Raw genomic sequence first — 22,560 nt, forward strand, 5'->3', positions numbered from 1 at the left:
ATTTGGGAGGGTCGATCCGCGGAGGTGCAATAAAAGACATCATCTTACTGCCCCAGCCGTTCGAGCAATATCGGCACGTGTACCTGGTCGGATTTGTAGTTGCCGGTCAGCATGTACATCATGATGTTGACGCCGGCGCGCAGTGCGTAGATGCGCTGCATCGGGTCCGCCGGCACGGTCGGCAGCAGCGGATCGCCATTCTCGTCGACCGCCCAGGCGCCGGCGAAATCATTGGCGGTGATCATGATCGGCGAGACGCCGTCGCCGGTGCGCACCGGCCGGTTCTCGGCATTGCTGGCTTCGAGCGATGCCTCGACCCAGAGCGGGCTGCCAGCGAAGCGGCCGGGGAATTCGGGCAGGATGAAGAAGGATTTCGTCAGCACGTGGTCGGACGGCACCGGCTCCAGCGGCGGCACGTTGAGGCTGCCGAGGATGTCGCGCAGCCGCTCCGTCGCCGGGCTGGTCGAATCGGCGCCGATACCGTTGGCGAACTGGTCGCGGGTGTCGAACAGCACCGTGCCGCCCTGCTGCATATAGGCGTCGATGCGGGCGATCGCGGCCTGGCTCGGCATCGGTGCAGCCGGATCGATCGGCCAGTAGATCAAGGGATAGAACGACAATTCGTCCTTGGAGATGTCGACGCCGGCCGGTGCGCCCGGTTCCAGTGCCGTCTTTTCGACCAGGAAGCGGGTCAGGCCCTCGAGCCCGGCGCGGCTGATCGAATCGTCGCCCGGCACGCCGGTCAGCACATAGGCTATGCGGGTCTTCGAAATCGCCTCTATTGCGACCTCGTCGCCCGGCTTGGCGTCATCGGCGCGGGCGAGATCGGCATGGCCGAACAAGGCACCGAGCGCAATCAGGATCGCTGTGGTCGTGGCCATGGCAGCAGTACGGCGCGGCCGGCGGGTAAACAGGCCGCCTATCCAGAACACAGCCAGCGTGTCGAGCAGCATCAACACCAGGGCAGCCGCGACCAGCGCGCCCTTCAAATTGCGCGATTCGTCGAAGGCATACTGGATTGATGTGACCGGAACAGTGATCTGCGGGCGTGCCAGCGGTGTCAATGTGCTGTCGGCTTCAAGCAAATTGTGGGCAAACACACCCGTCTCGGAACCATAGAGGCCGGGCGGGTTCTCAAATGTTACCGGCAGGGCGCCGGCGCCCGGCACCAGGGGCCGTGCGTCCGGCGTTGGCGGCACCAGCGAGCCGTCGGCCGCAATCATGCGATAGGGCGCCAGCGAGGTGGCGGCAGCTTCGGCATTGGCGATAGCCGCGCCCTGGTTGCGCGACAGCTGCACGATGCGGCGCAGCATCTCGACGAAGCTGCCCGAGATCGGCAGGTTCGACCAGGTCGCCTCGGGCGTGACGTGGAACAGCACCAGCGTGCCCTTGCCTTTCTTCAGTCCGGTGACCAGCGGCGTGCCGTCGGCAAGGGCCGCCCAGGTGCGCTCGACGATGTCGGGCGTCGGCTCGGCAAGCACCTGCCTGCTGACGGTGACCTCGGTCGGTGGGGCGAGATCGGCGAACGGGCCGGCCTTGGGGAATTCGGTGACCGGCTGCGGCGACGTCCATGACAGCGCGCCGCCGAGCGAACGTTCGCCGGTGCGCAGGCGGACCGGCAGCAAATCATCGTCATTGCCGGCGGCGGCCAGCCGCGACCCGGCGAAACGCACCAGCGTGCCGCCGTTGTCGACCCAGTCGACCAGCCTTTGCCGGACCTGTGCGGGAATGGTGCCGATGTCGGCCATGATGATCATCGCCGGCTTCTGGTCGAGGATCTGCGGGATGGCGTCGGCGAGGTCGGCGCTGGAGGGTTCGACCAGATCGGCGAAGGGCTGCAGCGCGCGCCTGATGTAGTAGAGCGGCGACAAAAGCGGCTGCGCCTGGTCGGCCTCGGCCTGCGACAACAGCCCGACGCGGCGGCGCTTGGAGCTTTCATCGAGGACGCGCACCGCGCCGGCCTGGCGCTCGCCGTCGAGCGCGATCGAGGCGAAGTCGTTGCGCAGCTCGAACGGTACCGCCACGGTGCCGGTGGCTGTGGTTTCGCCCGGCGAAAAGGTCAGCGTCGCATCGGCGATGCGGCGGCCCTTGTCATCGAAGGCGCCGGCGGTGACCTGCGCCGGGGCAGGGTCGCCCGGGGCACGAATGGCGGTCAGGGCAAAGCCGTCGACCTGGTTGTCGGCGGCGGTCAGGCCGGTCAGCGACAGCCTGTCGGCGGTTGCCCAGACGACACGGGCGGCATTTTTCGACAAAAGCGTGTTGAAGGCGGCCTCGTCGCCCTTGGCCGCAAGGCCGTCGGCAAGCACGGCGACACTGGCGCCGGGCAAGGTCTCCAGCACACCGGCGACGCGGGCATAGACGGCGGGCCGGTCGGTCGGGATCGGCCGCGGCTTGGCGGCGCGCAGCCGGTCAAGGGCGGTGGCGGCATCGAAGGGGCCGACCTCCGCATTGGGTTTTTCGGCCGTGAAGGCGATGATAACAGGCACGCCGTTCGAGCCGGCATCGTTGATCAGCCGCTCGGCGGTGGCGACGCGCTTGCCCCAGTCGGCGGCACTGGCCCAGTCATTGTCGATGACGAGCGCGAGCGCCGCACCCTCGGCTGGCAGCTTTTCGCGGGGGTTGAAGACCGGGTCGGCCAATGCGGCGACGATGAGGGCCGCCATCAAGAGCCTGAGCAGCGTCAGCCACCACGGGCTCTGCTGCGGCGTCTCCTCGCGCTTCAACACCCGGGCCAGGATCTTCAGCGGCGGGAAGATCTCGGTCTGCGGCTTGGGCGGTGTCAGCCGCAAAAGCCACCAGATCACCGGCAGCGCCAACAGGCCCCACAGCACCATGGGGGCGCCAAAGGAGAGCGGCAGCCAGCTCATGCGCTGATCTTTCCGGCACGACCGCCTACGGTCGGCCTGGGCTGATCGCCACCGGCGATCATGCCGGCACGACCGCTAGCGGCCGGCCCGGACTGGGGGCCATCGGCGGTCATCGCCATGTGCAGGCGCACCAGCGCGTCGGACGCCAGCCGATCGGTGTGGTTGACGGTAAAGCTCCAGCCGAGGCGCTTGCACCAGGCGGCCAGTTCGTGGCGGCGGGCGGTATAGAGCAGGCGATACTCGTCACCCAGGATTTCGGCGCGGCCGGCGGTCAGCTTGTCGCCGGTCTCGGGATCGGTGAATTCGGTGCGGCCGGCATAGGGGAAGGTTTCCTCGGCCGGGTCGGCGACCTCGATCAGGTGGGCGCGCACGCCGTGGCGGGCGAGCACGTCGAGCCACGCCATCGTCTCCTCTACGGGATCGAGGAAATCACTGACGACAACGATGTCGCAGAAGCGGCGGATGTCGGACAAATCGGGTTTTGCCGGCAAGTCGCTGGCATGCATGAGCTGAGCGGCGATGCGCTCGGCGCCGTTGCGGGCGGTGAACGGATCGGTGAGACCGGGCCAGGCGATGCGCTCGCCGCTGCGCGACAACAATTCGGCCATGGCCAACGCCAGCACAAGAGCGCGCGATTGCTTGGAAACGCTGGCGCCGGTCGACTTGTAGAGCATCGACGGCGAGGGGTCGGCCCATAGCCAGACCGTATGGGCGGCTTCCCATTCGCGGTCGCGCACATAGGTGTGGTCGTCGCGCGCCGAGCGACGCCAATCGATGCGTGAGGAATCGCCTTCGACATAGGGCCGGAACTGCCAGAAATTCTCGCCGATGCCGCGCTTGCGGCGGCCGTGCCAGCCGGCGATCACGGTGTTGACGATGCGCCGCGCCTGGACCAGCAGGTCCGGAACCAGCGAAGCCCGCAACCGGCCACGGGCGAGCGCGTCGCGCGTCGCTGCCGGAGCCTGGACCTCGCCAATACGCGCCATCAGATACCTTTGGCCAGTTTCGCCACCACGTCGCGCACGCTGGTGCCTTCGGCTCGGGCGGCGAAGGTCAGCGCCATGCGGTGCTGCAGCACCGGCTCGGCCAGTGCGCGGACATCGTCGATCGAAGGCGCCAGCCGTCCATCGTAGAGCGCACGCGCCCTGGTGCACAGCATCAGCGCCTGGCTGGCGCGCGGGCCAGGACCCCAGGCGACATGCTTGTCGGTCTCGGCATTGCCCTGGCCGGGACGCGCGGAGCGCACCAATGTCAGGATCGCCTCGACGACACTTTCGGGCACCGGCATGCGGCGGATCAGCGTCTGGATCTCCTTCAGCCGCACCGGCTGCAGCACATTCTGGGCTTTCGCGTCCTCGATGCCGGTGGTTTCCAGAAGGATGCGGCGTTCCGCCTCGATTTCGGGATAGAGGATGTCGACCTGCATCAGGAAGCGGTCGAGCTGGGCTTCGGGCAGCGGATAGGTGCCTTCCTGCTCCAGCGGGTTCTGCGTCGCCAGCACGTGGAAGGGCGCTGGCAGGTCGTAGCGGGCGCCGGCAATGGTGACGTGATACTCCTGCATCGCCTGCAGCAGCGCCGACTGGGTGCGCGGCGAGGCGCGGTTGATCTCGTCGGCCATCAGAAGCTGGGCGAAGATCGGCCCGGCGATGAAGCGGAAGGAGCGCTTGCCGATCTCGTCCTGCTCCATCACCTCGGAGCCAAGGATATCGGACGGCATCAGGTCGGGGGTAAACTGGATGCGGCGCGAATCGAGGCCGAGCACGATGCCCAGCGTTTCGACCAGCTTGGTCTTGGCGAGGCCCGGCACGCCGACCAGCAGCGCGTGGCCGCCGGCCAAAAGCGCCACCAGCGTGCGCTCGACGACGCTCTCCTGGCCGAAGATGACCCGGCCGATCCCGTCGCGGATCCTGGAGATGTCGGCCAGCGCTTTCTCGGCCTCGGCGATCATGTCCGTTTCGCTGATCGGGCTTTCCTTGACCATTACGCTCATGCCGCATCGATCCTTGTGGTTGGAAATACCTGCCTGCAGCATACCATGACTGCCGCGATTCGGCCTCGCCTAGCGTCTGCATTAGAATTTAAATCACAGACTTAGGCTGACAAGCGGAACAACAGTGACTATTTCGTGACCATGACGGGACCCTTGGAACATCGTGAAGAAGGCCTGACGACCGCCACCGGGGCGCGGGGGCTCGAGGCGCTGATCTCGCGCGCGGCCCGCGCCGGCAAGGGCGCAGCACCCGTCGAGCGCTGGAATCCGGACTTCTGCGGCGATCTCGACATGGAAATCAAGGCCGACGGCACCTGGTTCTATCTGGGCACGCCGATCGGGCGCATGCCGCTGGTGCAGCTGTTCTCCTCGGTGCTGCGCAAGGATGCCGACGGCAGGACCTATCTGGTGACACCGGTGGAAAAGGTCGGCATCCGCGTCGCCGATGCGCCTTTCATCGCCGTCGAAATGGATGTTTCGGGCGACGGCGACGCGCAAATCATTACCTTCCGCACCAATGTCGGCGACGTCGTCGAGGCCGGGCCGGAGCGACCGTTGCGCTTCGTCGACGAGAGCGAGACCGGGGGCCTGAAACCCTATGTGCTGGTGCGCGGCCGGCTGGAGGCCTTGGTGGCGCGGCCGGTGATGTACGAGCTGGTCGGGCATGGCGAAGAGATCGAGATCGGCGGCAAGACCATGTTCGCGGTGCGCTCGAAGAATGCTGTGTTCCCGATCATGCCGGCGGACCAGTTGAAGCGGCTGAGTGCGTGATGGACCAAGTGTCGCCGGCGCCATTTTCATCCGCGGATTTTCGCGCGCGCTTTGCCGCGCAGCCCGATGCGCATGCCGGGGACGACTACGGCGATCATCGCTTCAACCCCGGTCACCCACGCCTCAACCAGGGCAAGGCGCTGCGCGATGCGGCGGTGCTGATCCCGGTGGTCGATCACGAAGGCGATGCGACGGTTCTTTTGACAAAACGAGCCGAAAAGCTGCGCAACCATTCGGGGCAGGTGGCCTTTCCCGGCGGCACCATCGATCCGACCGATGCGACCCCGGAGGCCGCGGCGCTGCGCGAGACCTTCGAGGAGATCGGCCTTGGCGGCGATGGCATCGAGATCATCGGCCGCATGCCCGACTATGTCGCCGGCAGCGGCTATCGCATCGCACCGGTGCTCGGCATCGTGCGCCCCGGTTTCCAGCTCACCTTGAATGCCGACGAGGTCGATGCCGCCTTCGAAGTGCCGCTGCGCTTCCTGATGGACCCGGCCAACCACAAGCGCGACAGCCGCATGTGGAACGATCTCGAATGGTTCTTCTACGACATGCCTTATGGCGACCGCCGCATCTGGGGCGTCACCGCCGGCATCATCCGCACGCTCTATGAAAGGCTCTATGCGTGAGTGTCTCGATCGCGGGCAGGGCCGACTGGCTCGGCGACAAGCATCTGCAGCGCCTGCTGGCCGCATTGGCCGAGGGCGGTGAAGAGGCGCGTGTCGCGGGCGGCGCCGTGCGCAACACGTTGATGGGCCAGCCCGTCGCCGACATTGACATCGCCACCACGTGTTTGCCTGGGGAAACCATCCGCCGCGCCGAGGCGGCAAGCTTCAAGGCGGTGCCAACCGGCATCGAGCATGGCACGATCACGGTGGTCGCCGGCGGCAAGCCCTATGAGGTCACCACGTTGCGCGCCGACATCGAGACCGACGGGCGGCGCGCCAAGGTGTCGTTCGGGCGCGACTGGAAGCTTGATGCCGAGCGGCGCGACTTCACCATCAACGCGCTCTATGCCGAGGCAGATGGCAGGGTTGTCGACCTAGTCGGCGGCGTCGCCGACATCGAGGCACGCCGGCTGCGCTTCATCGGCGATGCGGAAGCGCGCATCCGTGAGGATTATCTGCGCATCCTGCGTTTCTTCCGCTTCTTCGCCTGGTACGGCGATGGCCGGCCGGACGCCGAGGGACTGAAGGCCTGTGCCCGGCTGAAGGAAGGGCTGGCCCAGCTTTCGGCGGAGCGGATCTGGTCGGAACTGAAGAAGCTTCTGTCGGCACCTGATCCCTCGCGGGCGCTGCTGTGGATGCGGCAGGCCGGTGTGTTGACCGCCGCGCTGCCGGAAAGCGAGAAATGGGGCATCGATGCGATCCACGGGCTGACCAAGGCCGAGAAGGATCTGGGCTGGGCACCTGACCCGCTGCTGCGGCTGGAAGCGATCGTGCCGCCGGATGCCGCGCGCATGAAGACGCTCGCCGAGCGGCTCAAATTTTCGACTGCCCAAGCGGATCGCCTGCGCCACTGGGCGCTTGCCACCGGCGTCGAGCCGAAGACGACCGAGGGCGAGCTGGCGAAAAGGCTCTATCGCGGCGACCGGCAAGGGTTTGTCGACCGCTTACGCCTGTCGCTGGCTGCCGCCCGCGTGCGTGCTGTCGACGACAATGACGCGCTGCTTGAAGCCGGCGGCTTCTCGCGCCTGCTGGCCTTCGCGCTCAAATGGAAAAAACCGGTGTTCCCGCTGAAGGGCGCCGATCTGACGGCGCTCGGCGCAACGCCAGGACCGAAGCTGGGCGAAATCCTCAAGAACCTCGAGGCGGAATGGATCGAAACGGGATTTGCGCCTGATCGCGACGCACTGCTTGATCGCGCCGCGAAGGCACTGGAAACCTAGGCCTTGGCTCGAAGCCTGTGCTGCGTGGCGGTCAAATGCCGTCGAACGAGCGAAGCTACCTGATTGCCACGGGAGCCAGGGCGCGTGAAAGGCTCGCTTCGCCCTTGCCGTACATGGAAGCACTATAGTTGACCAGGGTGTCGGTACGAGCCGTATTGAGCAGATCGTTGGTGATCTGGGTCGGCGTGGCCTTGGTGAATTTGCTGCCTAGTATCGCCGCATATCCTGAAATGATCGGCGCGGCGAAGGAGGTGCCATATAGGCCTGTCTTGCTCCCATCGACGCCAACCACAAGAAAGTGGCTTTGCACGAGCGGGTTGGAGCCGGCATAGTTGGAGTACCACGCAAGCTGGGCCTTGTTGGTTGTTGTGCCGTTCGTCGACAGGGCGCCGACGAAGACCGCAGAGGCTTTGCCAACCAAGGCGATGTCGAGATAGTCCTGCTGACCGCTTGTGACACCGCCCACGGCAACCGAATCATTGCCCGCCGCCTTCGAAACAAAGGCCGACCCTTTGGTGGCATAGGAGATGATGGAGGCTTCCTCGGGGCTCCATCCGATCTGGTTCGAACTGTAACCGGCGTTGGCGTACATGCCATAGCTCAGATTGAGCACGTTCAGGCCAGGCGTCAGGCTGACGGCCGAGCTGGTTGAAAAGTCCTTCGACCTGATGGTCGCCAAGGGCGCGATCATGCCAGCTTCCTCGCGCGTCCATTCACCGTGGCGCTGGGTTTGAAGCCCGACACCGAAATTGCCCGAGAAGCGCGATGTACTGGAGAAGTCGTCGACAATGGTAATCGTGACGCCCTTGCCCTTGTACCCCGCGGCCCATGCCGCGCCGACGTCGGGGCTCATCCACCCCTGCACCGCTTGTGTGGTCGCAGCCGGTATTGTTGCACTCGCGCATGTGGATCGGCCGCCGCCGTGACACAGCGCGGCCATCTCGTCCGCATTGACCGCCTCCTGTGCCGAAGCCATCGGCGCCGACAGGGTGGTGAGAGCCGCAACGAAAACGAATTTCAAGCAACCACCGGACATGCTCTTACTCCGTTCAAACAGGAACCAGGACGGGCGAACGTGAATTTCGGGACGAGATGATTTTCTCATTTGCATCCTCCCCGGTGATTAGAAAGTAACACGGTAATTCAGCCAGAGGTGCTGGCTCTCCGGTTTAGCGTTAACCAGATATTTCAAGGTTTCCTCTGGCGCCATCTCGCTGGCCGCGAGCCGGCAATTGACGCTGTAAGTACCGAAATCGCCGTAGTTCGCTTCGCATGGCTTTTCGGTGAGCTTGCCGCCGAGGGTCGTGGTGAGCGACAAGGAAAGAGTGCTGTTCGGACCCGGATGCATCTGCGTGAGGAAACCCAGCTTTAGGCTGGGCTCGATGCGATATTTCTCACCTTCTTCTCCGGTGCCAAATCCCCAGAGGATGCCGGTGTCTTCCGTGATCTGGGTCAAAAGTTCGACATGCATGTCGACCCACTTTGCGCGGTACCATTGGTTGAACGATATCCGGCTTCCGTCCTGCAGTTCATAACCGCCGCCTCCAAGGCTGTGCGCGCGATCGCTGAGCGGCGAGCCTTGATGGAGGTCGACCAGCGAAGTGGTCACTTCCTGGGCTGTCGCCGGAGACGCTGAAAGGAGCCCGTACAGCAGGAGCGCCGTCGTGCGGAAACTCACTCGATTGCCGGACTTTTCGCGCATGCGCGAAACACCTCGCCCCACCGATCCCGGACCAGTGCCTGGTGGCGACGGGCTTCTCTTGCAGCCCCACTGTAGCCGGATTATTTGCCCGACAGTTGCACGGGGTCGGTTACCGCAGGGTTTATTTTAGCTGAGGAAAATATAATTCTTTGACCTGCGGGCGGCAGGACGTCCGCGATGGCGCTTCTCAACCAATCTTGAAGCGCCAACGCGGCTTGTTGGTGTTGCGGATGAATCCGAGCGGCAAAGACTAGGCCGCGTCGCGGGTCTTTTCGATGCGCGAGCGGATCGCCTCGATCATCGTCTCACGGATGACCGTCTCGCCATGGGTCTCGCGCATGTGCTCGACGACACGGCGCATGACCTCGGCCTCCTCATCGGCACGTGTGTGCCAGTCACAGCCGGGCACGAGCGACCCGCAGTGAAATTCCTTCATGCGATTTCTCCTTTTCCTCCGTGGAGCCCGATCGAGGCTCCGGCACTTTCTGGGCTCATGGTCCGATTTCAGGGTTGAATCCGCGGAGCCGCGAGCGGGGTGGAAAGCATAACACAGATGGGGTGGTATCGGTTGCCGTCAACGGCAAAAAGGGCGAAACAGCTCTGCTCCGCCCTTTCGCGTTAGCCCGAAGCAGGACCAGACATCATCTTGCCCTGCTTTGGCAGGCCATCACTTCGCGATCTTGACAGCCTCGGCGATTTTTTTCTTGCCGCTCATGTCCCAAGAGACGCGGACCTTTTCGCCGGTCTGCAGGCCAGGATCCTTGAAGGTCTTGGAAAGCGTAAAAGACGATCCGTCATCGAGGACAAGGCTCTTGGCCGTTGCGTCAAAGGTCTTGATCGTGCCGGTGGTGTGCTTGACGGCGGCGAACGCCACCGAACCGGAAGCGAGAAGGGCAGCGGCTGCAGCCGAAACAATGATCTTGCGCATTGCGAAGTACTCCTGAAGCGCGGGTATCCTTTTGACGAATATGTCCCGCATCGTCTGGGCCGTCCGGTCGCGTCGGGTCGCGGCTCGCTTGTTTTGAGGCAATTCCGAACGGAAAACCGTTTCACACTTTTCCTGGAATTGCTCTCGGGCGAACCGCCGGCGCTTCCCGACCCGGCGCCACAAATAGGCCAGTCTTTTCAAGAGCCTATTAGACGAAAAAGAAATTTTTCGCCGCACCTTGTGCCACATTCCATGCCCATTTTCGAGCAAATGGGACATCAATGCGGCTCACGCGACGCTCACCATTTTGTTACGGCCAGCGAACCTCTGGCGGCAGGCTGGAGAGGATCGCTGCGACATTGCCGCCGGTCTTCAGTCCGAAGATGGTGCCGCGATCGTGAAGCAGATTGAATTCGACATAACGGCCGCGGCGGATGAGCTGTTCGTCGCGGTCACCGTCGGTCCAGTTCTCGTTGAAGTTGGCGCGTACGAGGTGGCCATAGACGACGAGAAAAGAGCGGCCGACATCCTGGACGAAGTTGAAATCGGCATTCCAGCCACCCTTGTCCTCGCCCGAATGCAGCCAATCGAAAAAGATGCCGCCGGTGCCGCGCGGCTCGTTGCGGTGCGACAGATAGAAGTACTCGTCGCACCAAGCTTTGAATTTCGGATAATCGGCCACCGCGACGTTCTTCTCGCAAGCGAATTGCATCGCGCGGTGGAAGGCGACGGTATCAGGGTCGTCCTGGCTGCGGCGGCGGTCGAGCACCGGCGTCAAATCGGCGCCGCCGCCGAACCATTGGCGCGAGGTGACGACCATGCGCGTGTTCATGTGCACGGCCGGAACGTTGGGGTTCCAGGGATGCGCGATCAGTGAAATGCCGGATGCCCAGAAGCGCGGGTCTTCCTCGGCGCCGGGCATCTGCTTCCTGAATTCGGGCGAGAATTCGCCATGGACGGTCGAGGTGTGGACGCCGACCTTCTCGAAGACGCGGCCGTGCATCATCGACATGGTGCCGCCGCCGCCCTTACCTGCGTCGCGTTCCCATGGCGTCTTTTCGAAACGGCCTGGCGACCATGAGGACAGCGGCCCGCCAAGATCCTGCTCGATCTGCTCGAAGGTGGCGCAGATGCGTTCGCGCAGCGCCTCGAACCACAGTCGTGCCTTCATCTTCTTCTGTTCGATGTCGGCGGGCAGGCCTGCCGGTATTTCGGGTCGTTCCAAGTGCCGTCTCCGGTTGTGGGCGGCGAGCCCTACAAATGACTCGTCTTTTGCCGGCGCGATCCCTAATCTCTTAGGGGCAAGGGTCAAGTGTCATTAAGGTGCAAGGAGTCGTTTCGTGCGCACCCCGGCAAGACCGCCGCTGGATGGCCTGAAGAAAAGGCTCGACCAAAGCCGGGCCGAGCGCGCGCGCATGCCGCGCGACGGTTTCCTGCGTGAGACCTTCGTGCTGCCGCGCTCCGATGCGCGGCTCAAGGCCAAGGAATGGTTCGAGCGCTTTCCCAAGCAGGCCTACTGGACCGAGATCGAAAGCTGGTTCGAGCGGCCGGGCGACCTGATCGAGTTCACCATCAGGCGGTTGCCGGCGGCGGACTGAAGCGCGGCCTTCCTCCACGAGGGGAGGGTGCTCAGCCTGCGACCAACCGCCTCGCGCCGGTGCCTTCCCTTGCCAGCCGGTCGCCCTTGTTGCGCAGCGGGCATTTGTCGATCGACATGCAGCCGCAGCCGATGCAGTCGGTCAGCCCGTCGCGCAGTTTCTTCAGCTGGGCGATCTTGTGATCGAGCCCGTCGCGCCAGGCGGTCGACAGCAGGTTCCAGTCGTCGCGCGTCGGCGTGCGGCCCTCGGGCAGCGATGCCAGGGCCGTGCCGATCTCGGCTAGCGAGATGCCGACCTCCTGCGCTACCTTGATAATCGCCACGCGCCGCAGCACGTCGCGGCCGTAGCGGCGCTGGTTGCCCGACGTGCGGTGGCTGCGGATCAGGCCGCGGGCCTCATAGAAATGCAGCGCCGATACCGCGACACCGCTGCGCATGGCCACCTGGCCGACCGTCAATTCCGTTACCGGTGCCATCTCTGTTTTTCGTCCCGATTTTTCTGCTTGACCTCAAGTTCAGTTGAGCTTGTAGCGAAGAAACCCAGGATCTGCAAACGAAGGAGAAGGCGATGTGCGCCTGGGCCAAGATGATGGGAGACGGAGTGCCGTTATCCGAGTTGCCGGATGGCTTCGCCCGCCACCATGGCGACGGAAAGCGCGACGTTGATGCTGCGCGCCGCGCCCTGCATGGGGATGATCAGCCGCGCATCCGCCGCCTGATGGACGGGGTCCGGAACGCCTGCGGATTCGCGGCCGAACAGAAGGATGTCGCCATCGGCGAAGTCAAAGCTGGTGTAAGGGGTCGTGGCTTTGGTCGACAGCAGTACCAGCCGGTGCGCGCGGGCTTTGCGCCAGTCCTCGAAGGCGTGCCAGTCGACATGCCGGATCAGAGCAGCCATTTCGAGGTAGTCCATGCCGGCTCGCTTGAGCGCTTTGTCGGAAAGCGGAAAGCCGGCCGGTTCAATGATATCGACGCCGAGCCCGAGGCAAGCGGCGAAGCGCAGGATTGTCCCGGTGTTGCCGGCGATATCCGGCTGGTAGAGCGCGATGCGGAGACGACAGTTCATTTCCGCGTCTTTCTAATAAGTGGCAAATCGGCCACAGCGGGCTCGCGGTTTTGGAAATTGCTGGACCTGCGGGTGGCCATTTTCTGCGAAGTCGGGTATGTCAGCTCCATTGTCAACCCGAACCGATGGAGGGGTAATTCATGATGACCATGCACATCCAGCGCCCCTCTCGTGGGCTTACCTGCCTGCCGGCGGCTTCGGTACGACAATTCTCCTGACTCTCTAAGACTTGATCGCACCGATTCCCGCCGAAACGATTTTTCGGCTCTCGAAGGAATCCTGCGATGTTTTTCAAAAAGTCAAAAGGGCTGAACGCCCAACCTGAACCTGTCCGGACCGATGCTGTCCGTCGTCTCCAGACCGATGCTTATCGTGTCCAGACCGACGCAATGCGTGCCTCCGACCGAATGCCGGCGGATGATGTTGCTTCGCCTTTTTATCTCTATTTTCACACGGAGGACGGACCGATGTTCGATCCCTACAGAATACCCGGCTCAAGGAGCCTGCATATTCACCGACTGCCGACTTGGGCGCTGCTGATCGGCGACACCTATTCGTCGGCGGTTCACGCCGAGATCCGCCGCCGGCCGCATCGCGGCATGCTGCCGGATGTCGATTTCTCGCACGCGGTTCCCGACCCGGGCCGGCCGTCGCTGGTGCGCCGGATCATCCGGCTGATCAGGCCTGGCGCGAAAATCCGAATCGTGAACAGTGCGCCGTCAGGATCGTCAGGCGCGCCTGTCGGTGAAAAGCCCGCGAGCCCCTATATTGCGCGAAGCAGGGCCGACGGTCCGGATGATTCCGGACCATCGGCCCTCGGCGCCATGCGTTCCGAGGACTTCGTAGGTTCGCGCGCCGCATAAGCGGAAACAGATTTGTGAGCATGACCCATGTTGTTGTTTAGCTGGTTTGAAAGACGGCTCGATCCGTTCCCCGCGGCGGAACCGGTCGAGCCGCCCAGGACGCTGGTTGCCTTCTGCGTGCATTATACGCGCGGCGCGTGGCCCTATATCCTTCTCGACGCGGTGCTGGTGACGGCGATCGCGATCGCGGAAGTGTGGATGTTCGGCTTCCTCGGCCGCATCGTCGACTGGCTGTCGGGGCAGAATCGCGAAACCTTCCTGCAGACGGAAGCCTGGAAGCTCGCCGGCATGGCCTTCATCGTGCTGTTCGCGCTGCCGGGTACCGTATGGCTGCATTCGCTGCTCAACCAGCAGACGCTGATGGGCAACTATCCCATGCGCATTCGCTGGCAGGTGCACCGCTACCTGCTCAAGCAGTCGATGAGCTTCTACCAGGACGAGTTCGCCGGCCGCATCGCCACCAAGCTGATGCAGACGGCGCTCGCCGTGCGCGAATGCGTCATCAAGCTGATCGATGTCCTGAACTACGTCATCGTCTATTTCCTTGGCATGCTGTTCATCGTCGGTTCGGCCGACTGGCGGCTGGCCGCGCCACTCGGCGTCTGGCTGGTCGGTTACATCCTGTTGCTGCGCTATTTCATCCCGAAGCTGGGCAAAGTCGGCGAGGAGCAGGCCAATGCCCGCTCGACCATGACCGGCCGCGTCGTCGACAGCTACTCCAACATCCAGACGGTCAAGCTGTTCAGCCATGCACGCCGCGAAGCGTCGTTTGCGCGGGAAGGCATGGCCGGCTTCCTCAAGACCGTCTACCGGTCGATGCGGCTGGTGACGGTGCTTTTCGGCCTGCTCTACATCATGAATTCGCTGCTGCTGTTCTCGGTCACGGCGATGGCGCTATGGCTGTGGCTCGGCCAGTCGGTGACGATCGGCGCGGTCGCCGTGGTCATCGGGCTGGTGCTCAGGCTGTGGGGCATGTCGCAATGGATCATGTGGGAAATGTCGGGGCTGTTCGAGAATATCGGCACGGTGCAGGACGGCATCGCCTCGATCTCGCTGCCGCGTCTGGTCGAGGACCGGCCGGGTGCGAAGGACATCGCCGTTTCCAGGGGTGAAATCCGCTTCGAGGACATCCGCTTCCACTATGGCAAGCAGAAAGGGGTGATCGAGAACCTGTCGCTTGCGGTGAAGCCGGGCGAAAAGGTCGGTATCGTCGGCCGTTCGGGCGCCGGCAAGTCGACGCTGGTCAATCTCCTGCTGCGTTTCTACGACCTGGAGAGTGGAAGGATCCTGATCGATGGCCAGGAAATCGCCGGAGTGACGCAGGATTCGCTACGCGCCCAGATCGGCATGGTTACGCAGGACACCTCGCTGCTGCATCGTTCGGTGCGCGAGAACATCCTCTATGGCCGGCCCGATGCCTCGGAAGAGCTGCTTGTCGAGGCAGCGGGGCGCGCCGAAGCATTGGATTTCATCGCTGGGCTTTCGGACGCCAAAGACCGCAAGGGCTTCGATGCCCATGTCGGCGATCGCGGCGTCAAATTGTCCGGCGGCCAGCGGCAACGCATCGCCATTGCTCGCGTTATGTTGAAGGACGCACCTATCCTTATCCTTGACGAAGCGACCTCGGCGCTTGATTCCGAAGCCGAGGCGGCGATCCAGGAGAATCTCTACAAGCTCATGCAAGGCAAGACCGTCATCGCCATCGCGCACCGGCTGTCGACCATCGCGGCGATGGACAGGCTGGTGGTGATGGACAAGGGCCGTGTCATCGAGGAAGGTTCGCACGAGGAACTCGTCGCCCAAGGCGGGCTCTATGCGCAGCTCTGGCAGCGCCAGTCGGGCGGGTTCCTGCTCGAGGACATACCGACCGATGTCGCCAATGATGCACTTGCAAAGGGCCAAGCTGCGGAATGATGACTGCCGTCTATCGCTGGTTCGAGAACTGGGTCTATCCGTTCAGGGAGCCAGCGGATCTTCGGCCACCGACCAGCGTCGGCGGCTTTCTCTGGCACTATGTCGGCCAGGCGAAGTTCGCCTTCTTCGCCATGCTGGTCATCGGCGGCATCGCGCCCCTGGTCGAGGCCGGCCTGTTCTACTTCGTCGGGCGGCTGGTCGACATTCTCGACCAGCTTCCCGCCGAGCGCAGCTGGCACGCCTTGTGGAACGCCGCCGGCCCTGAACTGGTGTTCATGATGGCGGTGGTGCTGGTCATCCGCACCATCGTCGTCGGCCTGTCGGCGCTGGTCGACGAGCAGACGATCACGCCAGGCTTCTACAATCTGGTGCGCTGGCAGGCGCACCGGCACGTGTCGCGCCAGTCCTACGCCTTCTTCCAGAACGATTTTGCCGGCCGTATCGCGACCAAGGTCTGGCAGGCGGGGCAAGCGACCGGCGACCTGATGGAAAGCTTCATCGAGGTCGTCTGGTTCATGATCGTCTACACGGTGACGACGCTGGCGCTGGTCGCCGGCCTCGATCTTAGGCTGGCGGTGCTGGTGGTGATCTGGATTTCCGCCTTCGGTTGGTTGGCCAAACTCTATCTGCCGGCAATCCGCAAGCACGCGGAGGAAACCGCCGAGGCCGGCTCGATGATCACCGGCCGCATCGTCGATTCCTATTCCAACGTGCAGACGCTGAAACTGTTCTCGGCCGACGGCGACGACCGCTACATCAAGAATGGCTTCGACATCTATCTCGACGCGCTGCGCCCGTTCACCCGTCGGCTGACCGGCGTGCGCATGGCGCTGACGACGCTGTCGGGCATCATGATCACCGCGATCGGCTGTTTTGCCGTCTATCTTTGGGTCGAGGGCTCGATCACCGTCGGTGCGGTCGCCTTCACGCTGTCGCTGGTGCTGCGGCTTAATATGCTGCTCGGCCGGCTGATGATGCAGCTCAACAGCATATTGCGAAACCTCGGCGTGCTGGAAAACTCCAAGGCGCTGATCTCACAGCCTCTTGGCCTGGTCGATGCACCCGACGCCAAGGAGCTGGTCGTGTGCGGCGGGCGCATCGCAGTGAAGAACGTCGAATTCCATTACGGCAAAGGGTTCGGTGTGCTCAACGGCATCGACCTCGTCGTGCGGCCGGGCGAGAAGGTCGGGCTGGTCGGGCCGTCGGGCGCCGGCAAGACGACGCTCGCCAATCTGATCCTGCGGCTTTACGATCTGGAAGGCGGGTCGATCACCATCGACGGTCAGAACGTTTCTGAGGTGACGCAGAATTCGCTGCGCGCCAATATCGGCGTCGTCAGCCAGGACACGGCCCTGTTCCACCGTTCGCTGCGCGACAACATCAAGCTCGGCATGCCTGACGCGACCGACGCTGAGGTGATCGCGGCGGCGAAGAAGGCCGAGGCGCACGAATTCATCCTCGGCCTGCGCGACAACAGGGACCGGGCCGGCTACGAGGCCTTCGTCGGCGAACGCGGCGTCAAACTGTCGGGTGGGCAGCGCCAGCGCGTGGCGATCACCCGCGTATTCCTCAAGGACGCCCCGATCCTGATTCTCGATGAAGCGACCTCGGCGCTCGATTCCGACATCGAGGCGGCAATCCAGGAGAATCTGACGCGGCTGATGGAGAACAAGACGGTCATCGCCATCGCCCACCGTCTGTCGACGATCGCAACACTCGACCGGCTGGTCGTGCTCGACGGCGGCCGCATCGTCGAGCAAGGCACGCATGACCAACTGGTGGCGCTAGACGGGCTCTACGCGCGGCTGTGGAAGCGGCAGTCCGGCGGTTTTCTCTATCACGAGGACAGCGTGCTCGAAGAGACACGCCCTGCGGAGTAGGGCATGGTTGGATCGGCAGAGGTCATTCCAGAGATCGGCCCCGGGGTGAGCTATGTGCTCAAGCGGCTCCGGCCCACCACGCCGGCCTTCGACGCGCTGAAGCAGGAAAGCCGGCTGGGGGGCTACTGGATGCTGGTACGCCTGGCGGATGGCTGGGCAAGTGGCCGCAACAAGTTCCTGAAGCGCGGCGAGGCACTCTACGGAGCCTGGAATGGCCGGGAACTCGCCGGCGTGTGCGGGCTGAACATCGATCCCTATTTCGAGGGCAGGGGCCACGGCCGGGTCCGGCACCTATTCGTCAGTGCGCGCCACCGTCGCACCGGTCTTGGCCGGATGCTGGTCGAGACCGTTATCGACAGGGCACGTCACCATTTCGCCGTGCTGAACACACGCGCGCCGCAAGAAGCCTTCGGTTTCTACGAACGGCTTGGCTTTCAGCGTGTGGAAGGCGAAGAATTCGTCACACACCGCATGGTCTTCGGGGAAGGAGGCTGAAATGTCCTTGCGCCCGCCATCTCATCTAGCCGGCGCCGCGGAAGCCGCTTTCGACGCGCTCGGCCATGAAATATTGGCGGAGAAGGCGGCCTCACTCGGCCGCGCCGGCCAGCGGGTCGAGGAAACGCTGGCCAGGCTGCGCGACAATGCCGACGAGCAACTACGCCCCCGGCTGCTCAAGGATGCCGCCGAAGCGGTGCACGGCTATTTCATCCAGCGCGAGCTGTGCGGCTTGCGTAGGCATGACGCCGTCATCCGCGAATACAACATCCCGAGGGCTGTGCTTGCGAGGCTCGGCGCCAAATAACTCTGTCTTTGACCATGATCTTTCCGAAAACCGGTTCCCACTTTTCGGGATCATGGTCTACTCAAGCCATTCGGTAATGAAGCTGCCGTTCTCGTGGATGTCGGTCGTTTCCAGCGCACCCGGCCCGAGATTGGTGAATTTGTGCGGCGTGTTGGGCGGCACGATCAGGATCTGGCCGGCCGAAGCCTCGATCTCCTTGTCGCCGATGGTGAACAGGCCGGTGCCCTGACGGATGATGAAGATCTCCGCGTAGGGATGCGTGTGCAGCCGTGGACCGCCGCCGACATCAGGCAGGTAGTTGAAAATCAGGCAGGAGTTGGAGCCGTAGGCGCCGCATTGCAGTTCGCCTTTCCAGCGGTCGGAGCGAACGGCCCAGGTATCGCGGTCTATGACGTGTGCCATGCCCTCTAACCCTTCGCCGATATCCAGGGATTGAACAGCTTCACGCCGGTACCTTCGAAATCCCTCGTGTTGCGGGTCACAACCGTCAAATTATTGACGAGCGCGGTGGCGGCGATATAGGCGTCGCGGTCCGGCTTTGGATCCGGAACGTGGAGGGGTGCGCAGCGCAGCGCGACAGCGAGATCCACGGGCAATATGCGCTCTGCGATTTCGGCAACCAATCCGTCGATCCAGGCGCGCAGAATCGCCCCTTTCTTCTTGTCCTTTCGCTCTGCTCTCAGGGCGCCGATCTGGGCTTCAAGAATACTGATGGCCGAAACATGAAATTCGGCTGGATTTCGATCCTCTGCCCAGGTCCGAACGTTCGGTTCGCATCGGTCTCTTCGCCTGAGTTCGGAAATGACATTCGTGTCTAGCAGATACATCAGTCGAACTCGGGCGGACGCAGGGAAAAGCCCTTGAGTTGCGGGATTTCGAAATCAAAATCCGCTTCCGGCCGATCATCGGCCAGAACGTCCGCAAGACTTCTATGCTTCTCCGGCCTGCCCAAGGCCTTCACTTTCTCATATTCCTCCATAGACATCAGCACATGAGAGGGCTTGCCACGGTCGGTAATGATGACCGGCCCGTTCTTGGCTGCCCGTTTGGCGTGCGCTGTATCCTGGTTGAATTCACGGCTCGACATGATGGTTATCGTCTTCGTCGAGATGTTCATTTCAGCACCTCCATCCGGAAGATGTAGACATATTGCTACATTTAGCCAAGCGCGTCAAATTCATCGCTTTGCGGAACGCCCGCGACAATCTGCCCTTGTGCCTTGACCCGTCTGGACAAAAACGGGCTTCACGCATAAACCGAAGTCCAAATGCCGGAGGAATTCGCAAGCCTGTTCGCCATGCGCTGTCGGGTTGGCGTAGTTGAGCGGGGAACAAGGCTCAGCCACCGGCACGGAAGAGGCGAAAGGATCAGGCACCCGTGAGCGCAACCGACACCCAGGATCCCAACCGTCGTGATTTTCTCTACGTCGCCACCGGCATGGCCGCAGTGGTCGGCGCGGGCGCTTTCGCGTGGCCGTTCATCGACCAGATGCGCCCCGACGCCTCGACGCTGGCGCTCGCCTCTATCGAGGTCGACGTCGCCTCGCTGACGCCGGGCATGTCGCTGATCGTCAAGTGGCGCGGCAAGCCTGTCGTGGTGCGCAACCGCACCGAACAGGAGATGAAGGACGGCGAGGCGGTCAAGCTGGGCGACCTCAAGGATCCGATCGCGCGCAACGCCAATCTGCCGGCCGACGCGCCGGCGACCGACGCCAATCGCACCACGCCCGGCAAGGAAGCCTGGATGGTGATGGTTCAGGTCTGCACGCATCTCGGCTGCATTCCGCTGGGCCAGGAAGGCGATTTCGGCGGCTGGTTCTGCCCATGCCATGGCTCGGTCTACGACACAGCCGGACGCATCCGCAAAGGCCCGGCGCCGGAGAACATGGCAGTGCCGGTATTCAAGTTCATTTCCGATACCAAGATCCTTATCGGTTGAGGCAGGGGATATTTCGATGAGCGAGGGACACTCGACCTATACGCCCAAAACCGGTCTCGGACGCTGGTTCGACGCCCGCATGCCGCTGCCGCGGCTGGTCTATGACAGCTTCATCGCCTATCCGGTGCCGCGCAATCTCAATTATGCGTGGACCTTCGGCGGCATCCTGGCGATCATGCTGGTAGCACAGATGCTGACCGGCATCGTGCTGGCCATGCACTACACAGCCGACAGCAATCTTGCCTTCGGCTCGGTCGAAAAGATCATGCGCGATGTAAATTCGGGCTGGCTGCTGCGCTACATGCATTCGAACGGCGCGTCTTTCTTCTTCATCGCCGTTTATATCCACATCTTCCGTGGCCTTTATTACGGTTCATACAAGACGCCGCGCGAGCTGCTGTGGATCCTTGGCTGCATCATCTACCTCCTGATGATGGCGACCGGCTTTATGGGCTACGTGCTGCCCTGGGGCCAGATGAGCTTCTGGGGCGCCACCGTCATCACCGGCTTCTTCACCGCCATTCCGCTGGTTGGCGACTGGATCCAGCAGTTGCTGCTCGGCGGCTTCGCCGTCGACAACCCGACGCTGAACCGCTTCTTTGCGTTGCATTACCTTCTGCCGTTCATGATCGCTGGCGTCGTCGTGCTGCACGTCTGGGCGCTGCATGTCGTCGGGCAGTCGAACCCGACCGGCATCGAGGTCAAGTCGAAGACCGACACCGTTGCCTTCACCCCATACGCGACCATCAAGGACGCGTTCGGCATGATCGTGTTCCTGTTCTTCTTCGCCTATTTCGTCTTCTACCTGCCGAACTATCTCGGCCATCCCGATAACTACACGGTCGCTAACCCGCTGAAGACCCCGGCCCACATCGTGCCGGAATGGTATTTCCTGCCCTTCTACGCCATCCTGCGCGCCATCACCTTCAATGTCGGGCCGATCAACTCCAAGCTCGGCGGCGTTCTGTGCCTCTTCGGCGCCATCGTCATGCTGTTCCTGGTGCCATGGCTTGACACCTCGAAGGTGCGCTCGGCGGTCTATCGGCCCTGGTACAAGCTGTTCTTCTGGCTGTTCGTGGCCGATTCCGTCCTGCTCGGCTGGCTAGGCTCGCAGCCGGCAGAAGGCAGCTATGTGTTCATGGCGCAGATGGCGACGCTGGTCTATTTCGCCTTCTTCCTGGTCGCGCTGCCGGTGCTCGGTCTGATCGAGACGCCGCGAAGGCTGCCGAACTCGATCACCGAGGCGGTGCTCGAGAAGAACAAGGGCGGCGGCGGACATCCGGCGGCGCCACGGCCGCGCCAGAGACCAAAGGCTGAGCGGTAGAGAATCTAAGGGGATTTGCCATGAAAAAGATTCTCACCTCGCTGGCGCTGCTCGGCCTTGTGGTCGCCGGCACTGGGGCCGCGGGCACTTGGGCGATCGCCGCCGAAGAGGCCCACAACGCCGCGGCACCCACGCGTTTCCCGATCGACGAGCCGAAGGAAATGAGCTGGAGCTTCACCGGCCCATTCGGAACCTATGACAAGGCGCAGCTGCAGCGCGGCCTGAAGGTCTACAAGGAGGTCTGCTCGGCCTGCCATTCGATGAACCTCGTGGCGTTCCGCACGCTGTCGGACCTCGGCTATTCCGATGCCCAGATCAAGACGCTGTCGGCCGAGTACACGATCCATGACGGCCCCAATGACGCTGGTGACATGTTCGATCGTCCCGGCAAGCCGTCCGACCATTTCCCGGCGCCCTTCGCCAATGAGGAGGCCGCCGCCGCCTCCAATGGCGGTGCCGCTCCGCCCGACATGTCGCTGCTGGCCAAGGCACGCGGCGTCGAGCGCGGCTTTCCGCAATTCGTCTTCGACATCTTCACGCAGTACGACGCGGGCGGTCCCGACTATATCCATTCGCTGCTGACCGGCTACGACCAGACGCCGCCGGCCGGCATGGTGATCCCGGAAGGCACCCACTACAATCCGTACTTCATGTCCGCCGTGTCGCTGAAGATGCCCAAGCCGTTGTCCGATGGCCAGGTGACCTATGACGACGGCTCGCCACAGACCGTCGACCAGTATTCCCGCGACGTTTCCGCTTTCCTGATGTGGGCGGCCGAGCCGCATATGGAAGATCGCAAGAAGACCGGTTTCCGCGTGCTGGTTTTCCTGCTCCTGTTCGGCGCGCTGGTCTATCTCACCAAGCGCAAGGTGTGGGAAGGCGTGGCGCATTAAGCCACGCAATCAAATAATCGAAAAAGGGCGCTGAGAGGCTAATGCAGTTCACTTAGGCACCTTCAGTGTTCTGACAGGATATTTGGCTGGTAGCCTTTTGACGACACGGGGGCATGATCGCCCCCGTGTTTTTG

General features: G+C 63.2%; 25 protein-coding genes. 12 read left to right on the plus strand and 13 right to left on the minus strand.

What is annotated here, in order from left to right:
• Positions 1-44 precede the first annotated feature (44 nt).
• The 3 genes from NKI38_RS16830 to NKI38_RS16840 are packed head-to-tail and all read right to left on the minus strand — an operon-like array spanning position 45 to position 4,857.
• Entirely contained in the window at positions 45-2,867 is a 2,823-nt protein-coding gene (locus NKI38_RS16830) for a DUF4159 domain-containing protein (RefSeq protein ID WP_352659366.1), read from the minus strand.
• Complete coding sequence (locus NKI38_RS16835) at positions 2,864-3,853, minus strand: DUF58 domain-containing protein (RefSeq protein ID WP_352659367.1); 990 nt, start codon at positions 3,851-3,853, stop codon at positions 2,864-2,866. The genes NKI38_RS16830 and NKI38_RS16835 overlap by 4 nt, the downstream gene beginning before the upstream one ends.
• Complete coding sequence (locus NKI38_RS16840) at positions 3,853-4,857, minus strand: AAA family ATPase (RefSeq protein ID WP_352659368.1); 1,005 nt, start codon at positions 4,855-4,857, stop codon at positions 3,853-3,855. The genes NKI38_RS16835 and NKI38_RS16840 overlap by 1 nt, the downstream gene beginning before the upstream one ends.
• A gap of 141 nt (positions 4,858-4,998) precedes the next feature.
• Between NKI38_RS16840 and NKI38_RS16845 the strand changes: the two genes are divergently transcribed.
• The 3 genes from NKI38_RS16845 to NKI38_RS16855 are packed head-to-tail and all read left to right on the plus strand — an operon-like array spanning position 4,999 to position 7,519.
• On the plus strand, positions 4,999-5,628 hold the full coding sequence (locus tag NKI38_RS16845; protein ID WP_352659369.1) for a DUF1285 domain-containing protein: 630 nt from the start codon (positions 4,999-5,001) through the stop codon (positions 5,626-5,628).
• The gene (locus NKI38_RS16850) at positions 5,628-6,260 is read left to right on the plus strand and encodes a CoA pyrophosphatase (protein WP_352659370.1); all 633 of its coding nucleotides are present in this window, start codon (positions 5,628-5,630) and stop codon (positions 6,258-6,260) included. Before NKI38_RS16845 ends, NKI38_RS16850 begins: the two co-directional genes overlap by 1 nt.
• A complete protein-coding gene (locus NKI38_RS16855) occupies positions 6,257-7,519 on the plus strand; it encodes a CCA tRNA nucleotidyltransferase (protein ID WP_352659371.1) in 1,263 nt (420 codons plus the stop codon). The genes NKI38_RS16850 and NKI38_RS16855 overlap by 4 nt, the downstream gene beginning before the upstream one ends.
• 55 nt (positions 7,520-7,574) lie before the next feature.
• On the opposite strand, the gene NKI38_RS16860 is transcribed toward NKI38_RS16855, so the two are convergent.
• The 5 genes from NKI38_RS16860 to hemF all read right to left on the minus strand — a co-directional run bounded on the left by NKI38_RS16860 (position 7,575) and on the right by hemF (position 11,374).
• Positions 7,575-8,624 carry a S8 family serine peptidase gene (locus tag NKI38_RS16860; protein ID WP_352659372.1) on the minus strand — a complete coding sequence of 350 codons (1,050 nt, stop codon included), beginning with the start codon at positions 8,622-8,624 and terminating at the stop codon, positions 7,575-7,577.
• A gap of 18 nt (positions 8,625-8,642) precedes the next feature.
• The gene (locus NKI38_RS16865) at positions 8,643-9,221 is read right to left on the minus strand and encodes a hypothetical protein (RefSeq protein WP_352659373.1); all 579 of its coding nucleotides are present in this window, start codon (positions 9,219-9,221) and stop codon (positions 8,643-8,645) included.
• Positions 9,222-9,471: 250 nt separating this feature from the next.
• Complete coding sequence (locus NKI38_RS16870) at positions 9,472-9,657, minus strand: DUF1059 domain-containing protein (protein WP_023760708.1); 186 nt, start codon at positions 9,655-9,657, stop codon at positions 9,472-9,474.
• Between the two features lie 231 nt (positions 9,658-9,888).
• Entirely contained in the window at positions 9,889-10,428 is a 540-nt protein-coding gene (locus NKI38_RS16875; protein ID WP_352659374.1) for a DUF1344 domain-containing protein, read from the minus strand.
• Positions 10,429-10,459: 31 nt separating this feature from the next.
• On the minus strand, positions 10,460-11,374 hold the full coding sequence (hemF, locus tag NKI38_RS16880; RefSeq protein WP_352659375.1) for an oxygen-dependent coproporphyrinogen oxidase: 915 nt from the start codon (positions 11,372-11,374) through the stop codon (positions 10,460-10,462).
• 115 nt (positions 11,375-11,489) lie between these two features.
• On the opposite strand from hemF, the gene NKI38_RS16885 reads away from it, so the two are divergent.
• Positions 11,490-11,747, plus strand: a complete 258-nt coding sequence (locus tag NKI38_RS16885) for a hypothetical protein (protein WP_023770299.1) — start codon at positions 11,490-11,492, stop codon at positions 11,745-11,747.
• A gap of 31 nt (positions 11,748-11,778) precedes the next feature.
• Here the strand turns inward: NKI38_RS16885 and soxR are convergent, their stop codons facing one another.
• Together soxR and NKI38_RS16895 are read right to left on the minus strand one after the other, a co-directional pair.
• A complete protein-coding gene (gene soxR, locus NKI38_RS16890) occupies positions 11,779-12,222 on the minus strand; it encodes a redox-sensitive transcriptional activator SoxR (RefSeq protein ID WP_352627586.1) in 444 nt (147 codons plus the stop codon).
• Between the two features lie 131 nt (positions 12,223-12,353).
• Positions 12,354-12,812, minus strand: a complete 459-nt coding sequence (locus tag NKI38_RS16895; RefSeq protein WP_352659376.1) for a tRNA (cytidine(34)-2'-O)-methyltransferase — start codon at positions 12,810-12,812, stop codon at positions 12,354-12,356.
• Between the two features lie 467 nt (positions 12,813-13,279).
• Here NKI38_RS16895 and NKI38_RS16900 point away from each other — a divergent pair, with 467 nt between their 5' ends.
• From NKI38_RS16900 to NKI38_RS16920, 5 genes are read left to right on the plus strand one after another with little or no spacing between them, the layout of a single operon-like run.
• Positions 13,280-13,675 (plus strand): hypothetical protein, encoded by a 396-nt coding sequence (locus tag NKI38_RS16900; RefSeq protein ID WP_352659377.1) that lies wholly within the window; start codon positions 13,280-13,282, stop codon positions 13,673-13,675.
• Positions 13,676-13,702: 27 nt separating this feature from the next.
• On the plus strand, positions 13,703-15,589 hold the full coding sequence (locus tag NKI38_RS16905) for an ABC transporter ATP-binding protein (RefSeq protein WP_352659378.1): 1,887 nt from the start codon (positions 13,703-13,705) through the stop codon (positions 15,587-15,589).
• Positions 15,586-17,469 (plus strand): ABC transporter ATP-binding protein, encoded by a 1,884-nt coding sequence (locus NKI38_RS16910; RefSeq protein WP_352659379.1) that lies wholly within the window; start codon positions 15,586-15,588, stop codon positions 17,467-17,469. Before NKI38_RS16905 ends, NKI38_RS16910 begins: the two co-directional genes overlap by 4 nt.
• Before the next feature lie 3 nt (positions 17,470-17,472).
• The gene (locus NKI38_RS16915; RefSeq protein ID WP_352659380.1) at positions 17,473-17,964 is read left to right on the plus strand and encodes a GNAT family N-acetyltransferase; all 492 of its coding nucleotides are present in this window, start codon (positions 17,473-17,475) and stop codon (positions 17,962-17,964) included.
• Position 17,965: 1 nt separating this feature from the next.
• On the plus strand, positions 17,966-18,271 hold the full coding sequence (locus tag NKI38_RS16920) for a DUF6665 family protein (protein ID WP_352659381.1): 306 nt from the start codon (positions 17,966-17,968) through the stop codon (positions 18,269-18,271).
• A gap of 57 nt (positions 18,272-18,328) precedes the next feature.
• On the opposite strand, the gene NKI38_RS16925 is transcribed toward NKI38_RS16920, so the two are convergent.
• Genes NKI38_RS16925 through NKI38_RS16935 form a run of 3 tightly spaced genes read right to left on the minus strand, consistent with a single transcriptional unit; the run spans position 18,329 to position 19,388 of the window.
• The gene (locus tag NKI38_RS16925; RefSeq protein WP_352659382.1) at positions 18,329-18,673 is read right to left on the minus strand and encodes a cupin domain-containing protein; all 345 of its coding nucleotides are present in this window, start codon (positions 18,671-18,673) and stop codon (positions 18,329-18,331) included.
• Between the two features lie 5 nt (positions 18,674-18,678).
• Entirely contained in the window at positions 18,679-19,098 is a 420-nt protein-coding gene (locus tag NKI38_RS16930) for a type II toxin-antitoxin system VapC family toxin (protein ID WP_352659383.1), read from the minus strand.
• The gene (locus tag NKI38_RS16935) at positions 19,098-19,388 is read right to left on the minus strand and encodes a type II toxin-antitoxin system Phd/YefM family antitoxin (protein WP_352659384.1); all 291 of its coding nucleotides are present in this window, start codon (positions 19,386-19,388) and stop codon (positions 19,098-19,100) included. The genes NKI38_RS16930 and NKI38_RS16935 overlap by 1 nt, the downstream gene beginning before the upstream one ends.
• A 260-nt stretch (positions 19,389-19,648) precedes the next feature.
• Here NKI38_RS16935 and petA point away from each other — a divergent pair, with 260 nt between their 5' ends.
• Genes petA through NKI38_RS16950 form a run of 3 tightly spaced genes read left to right on the plus strand, consistent with a single transcriptional unit; the run spans position 19,649 to position 22,426 of the window.
• Positions 19,649-20,209 carry a ubiquinol-cytochrome c reductase iron-sulfur subunit gene (petA, locus tag NKI38_RS16940; protein WP_352659385.1) on the plus strand — a complete coding sequence of 187 codons (561 nt, stop codon included), beginning with the start codon at positions 19,649-19,651 and terminating at the stop codon, positions 20,207-20,209.
• Positions 20,210-20,225: 16 nt separating this feature from the next.
• Positions 20,226-21,533, plus strand: a complete 1,308-nt coding sequence (locus tag NKI38_RS16945; RefSeq protein ID WP_352659386.1) for a cytochrome b — start codon at positions 20,226-20,228, stop codon at positions 21,531-21,533.
• A 20-nt stretch (positions 21,534-21,553) separates the two neighbouring features.
• Positions 21,554-22,426 carry a cytochrome c1 gene (locus NKI38_RS16950; protein ID WP_352659387.1) on the plus strand — a complete coding sequence of 291 codons (873 nt, stop codon included), beginning with the start codon at positions 21,554-21,556 and terminating at the stop codon, positions 22,424-22,426.
• The last annotated feature ends 134 nt before the right edge of the window (positions 22,427-22,560 follow it).

Source organism: Mesorhizobium sp. M0621, assembly GCF_040320745.1.
Classification (GTDB): domain Bacteria; phylum Pseudomonadota; class Alphaproteobacteria; order Rhizobiales; family Rhizobiaceae; genus Mesorhizobium.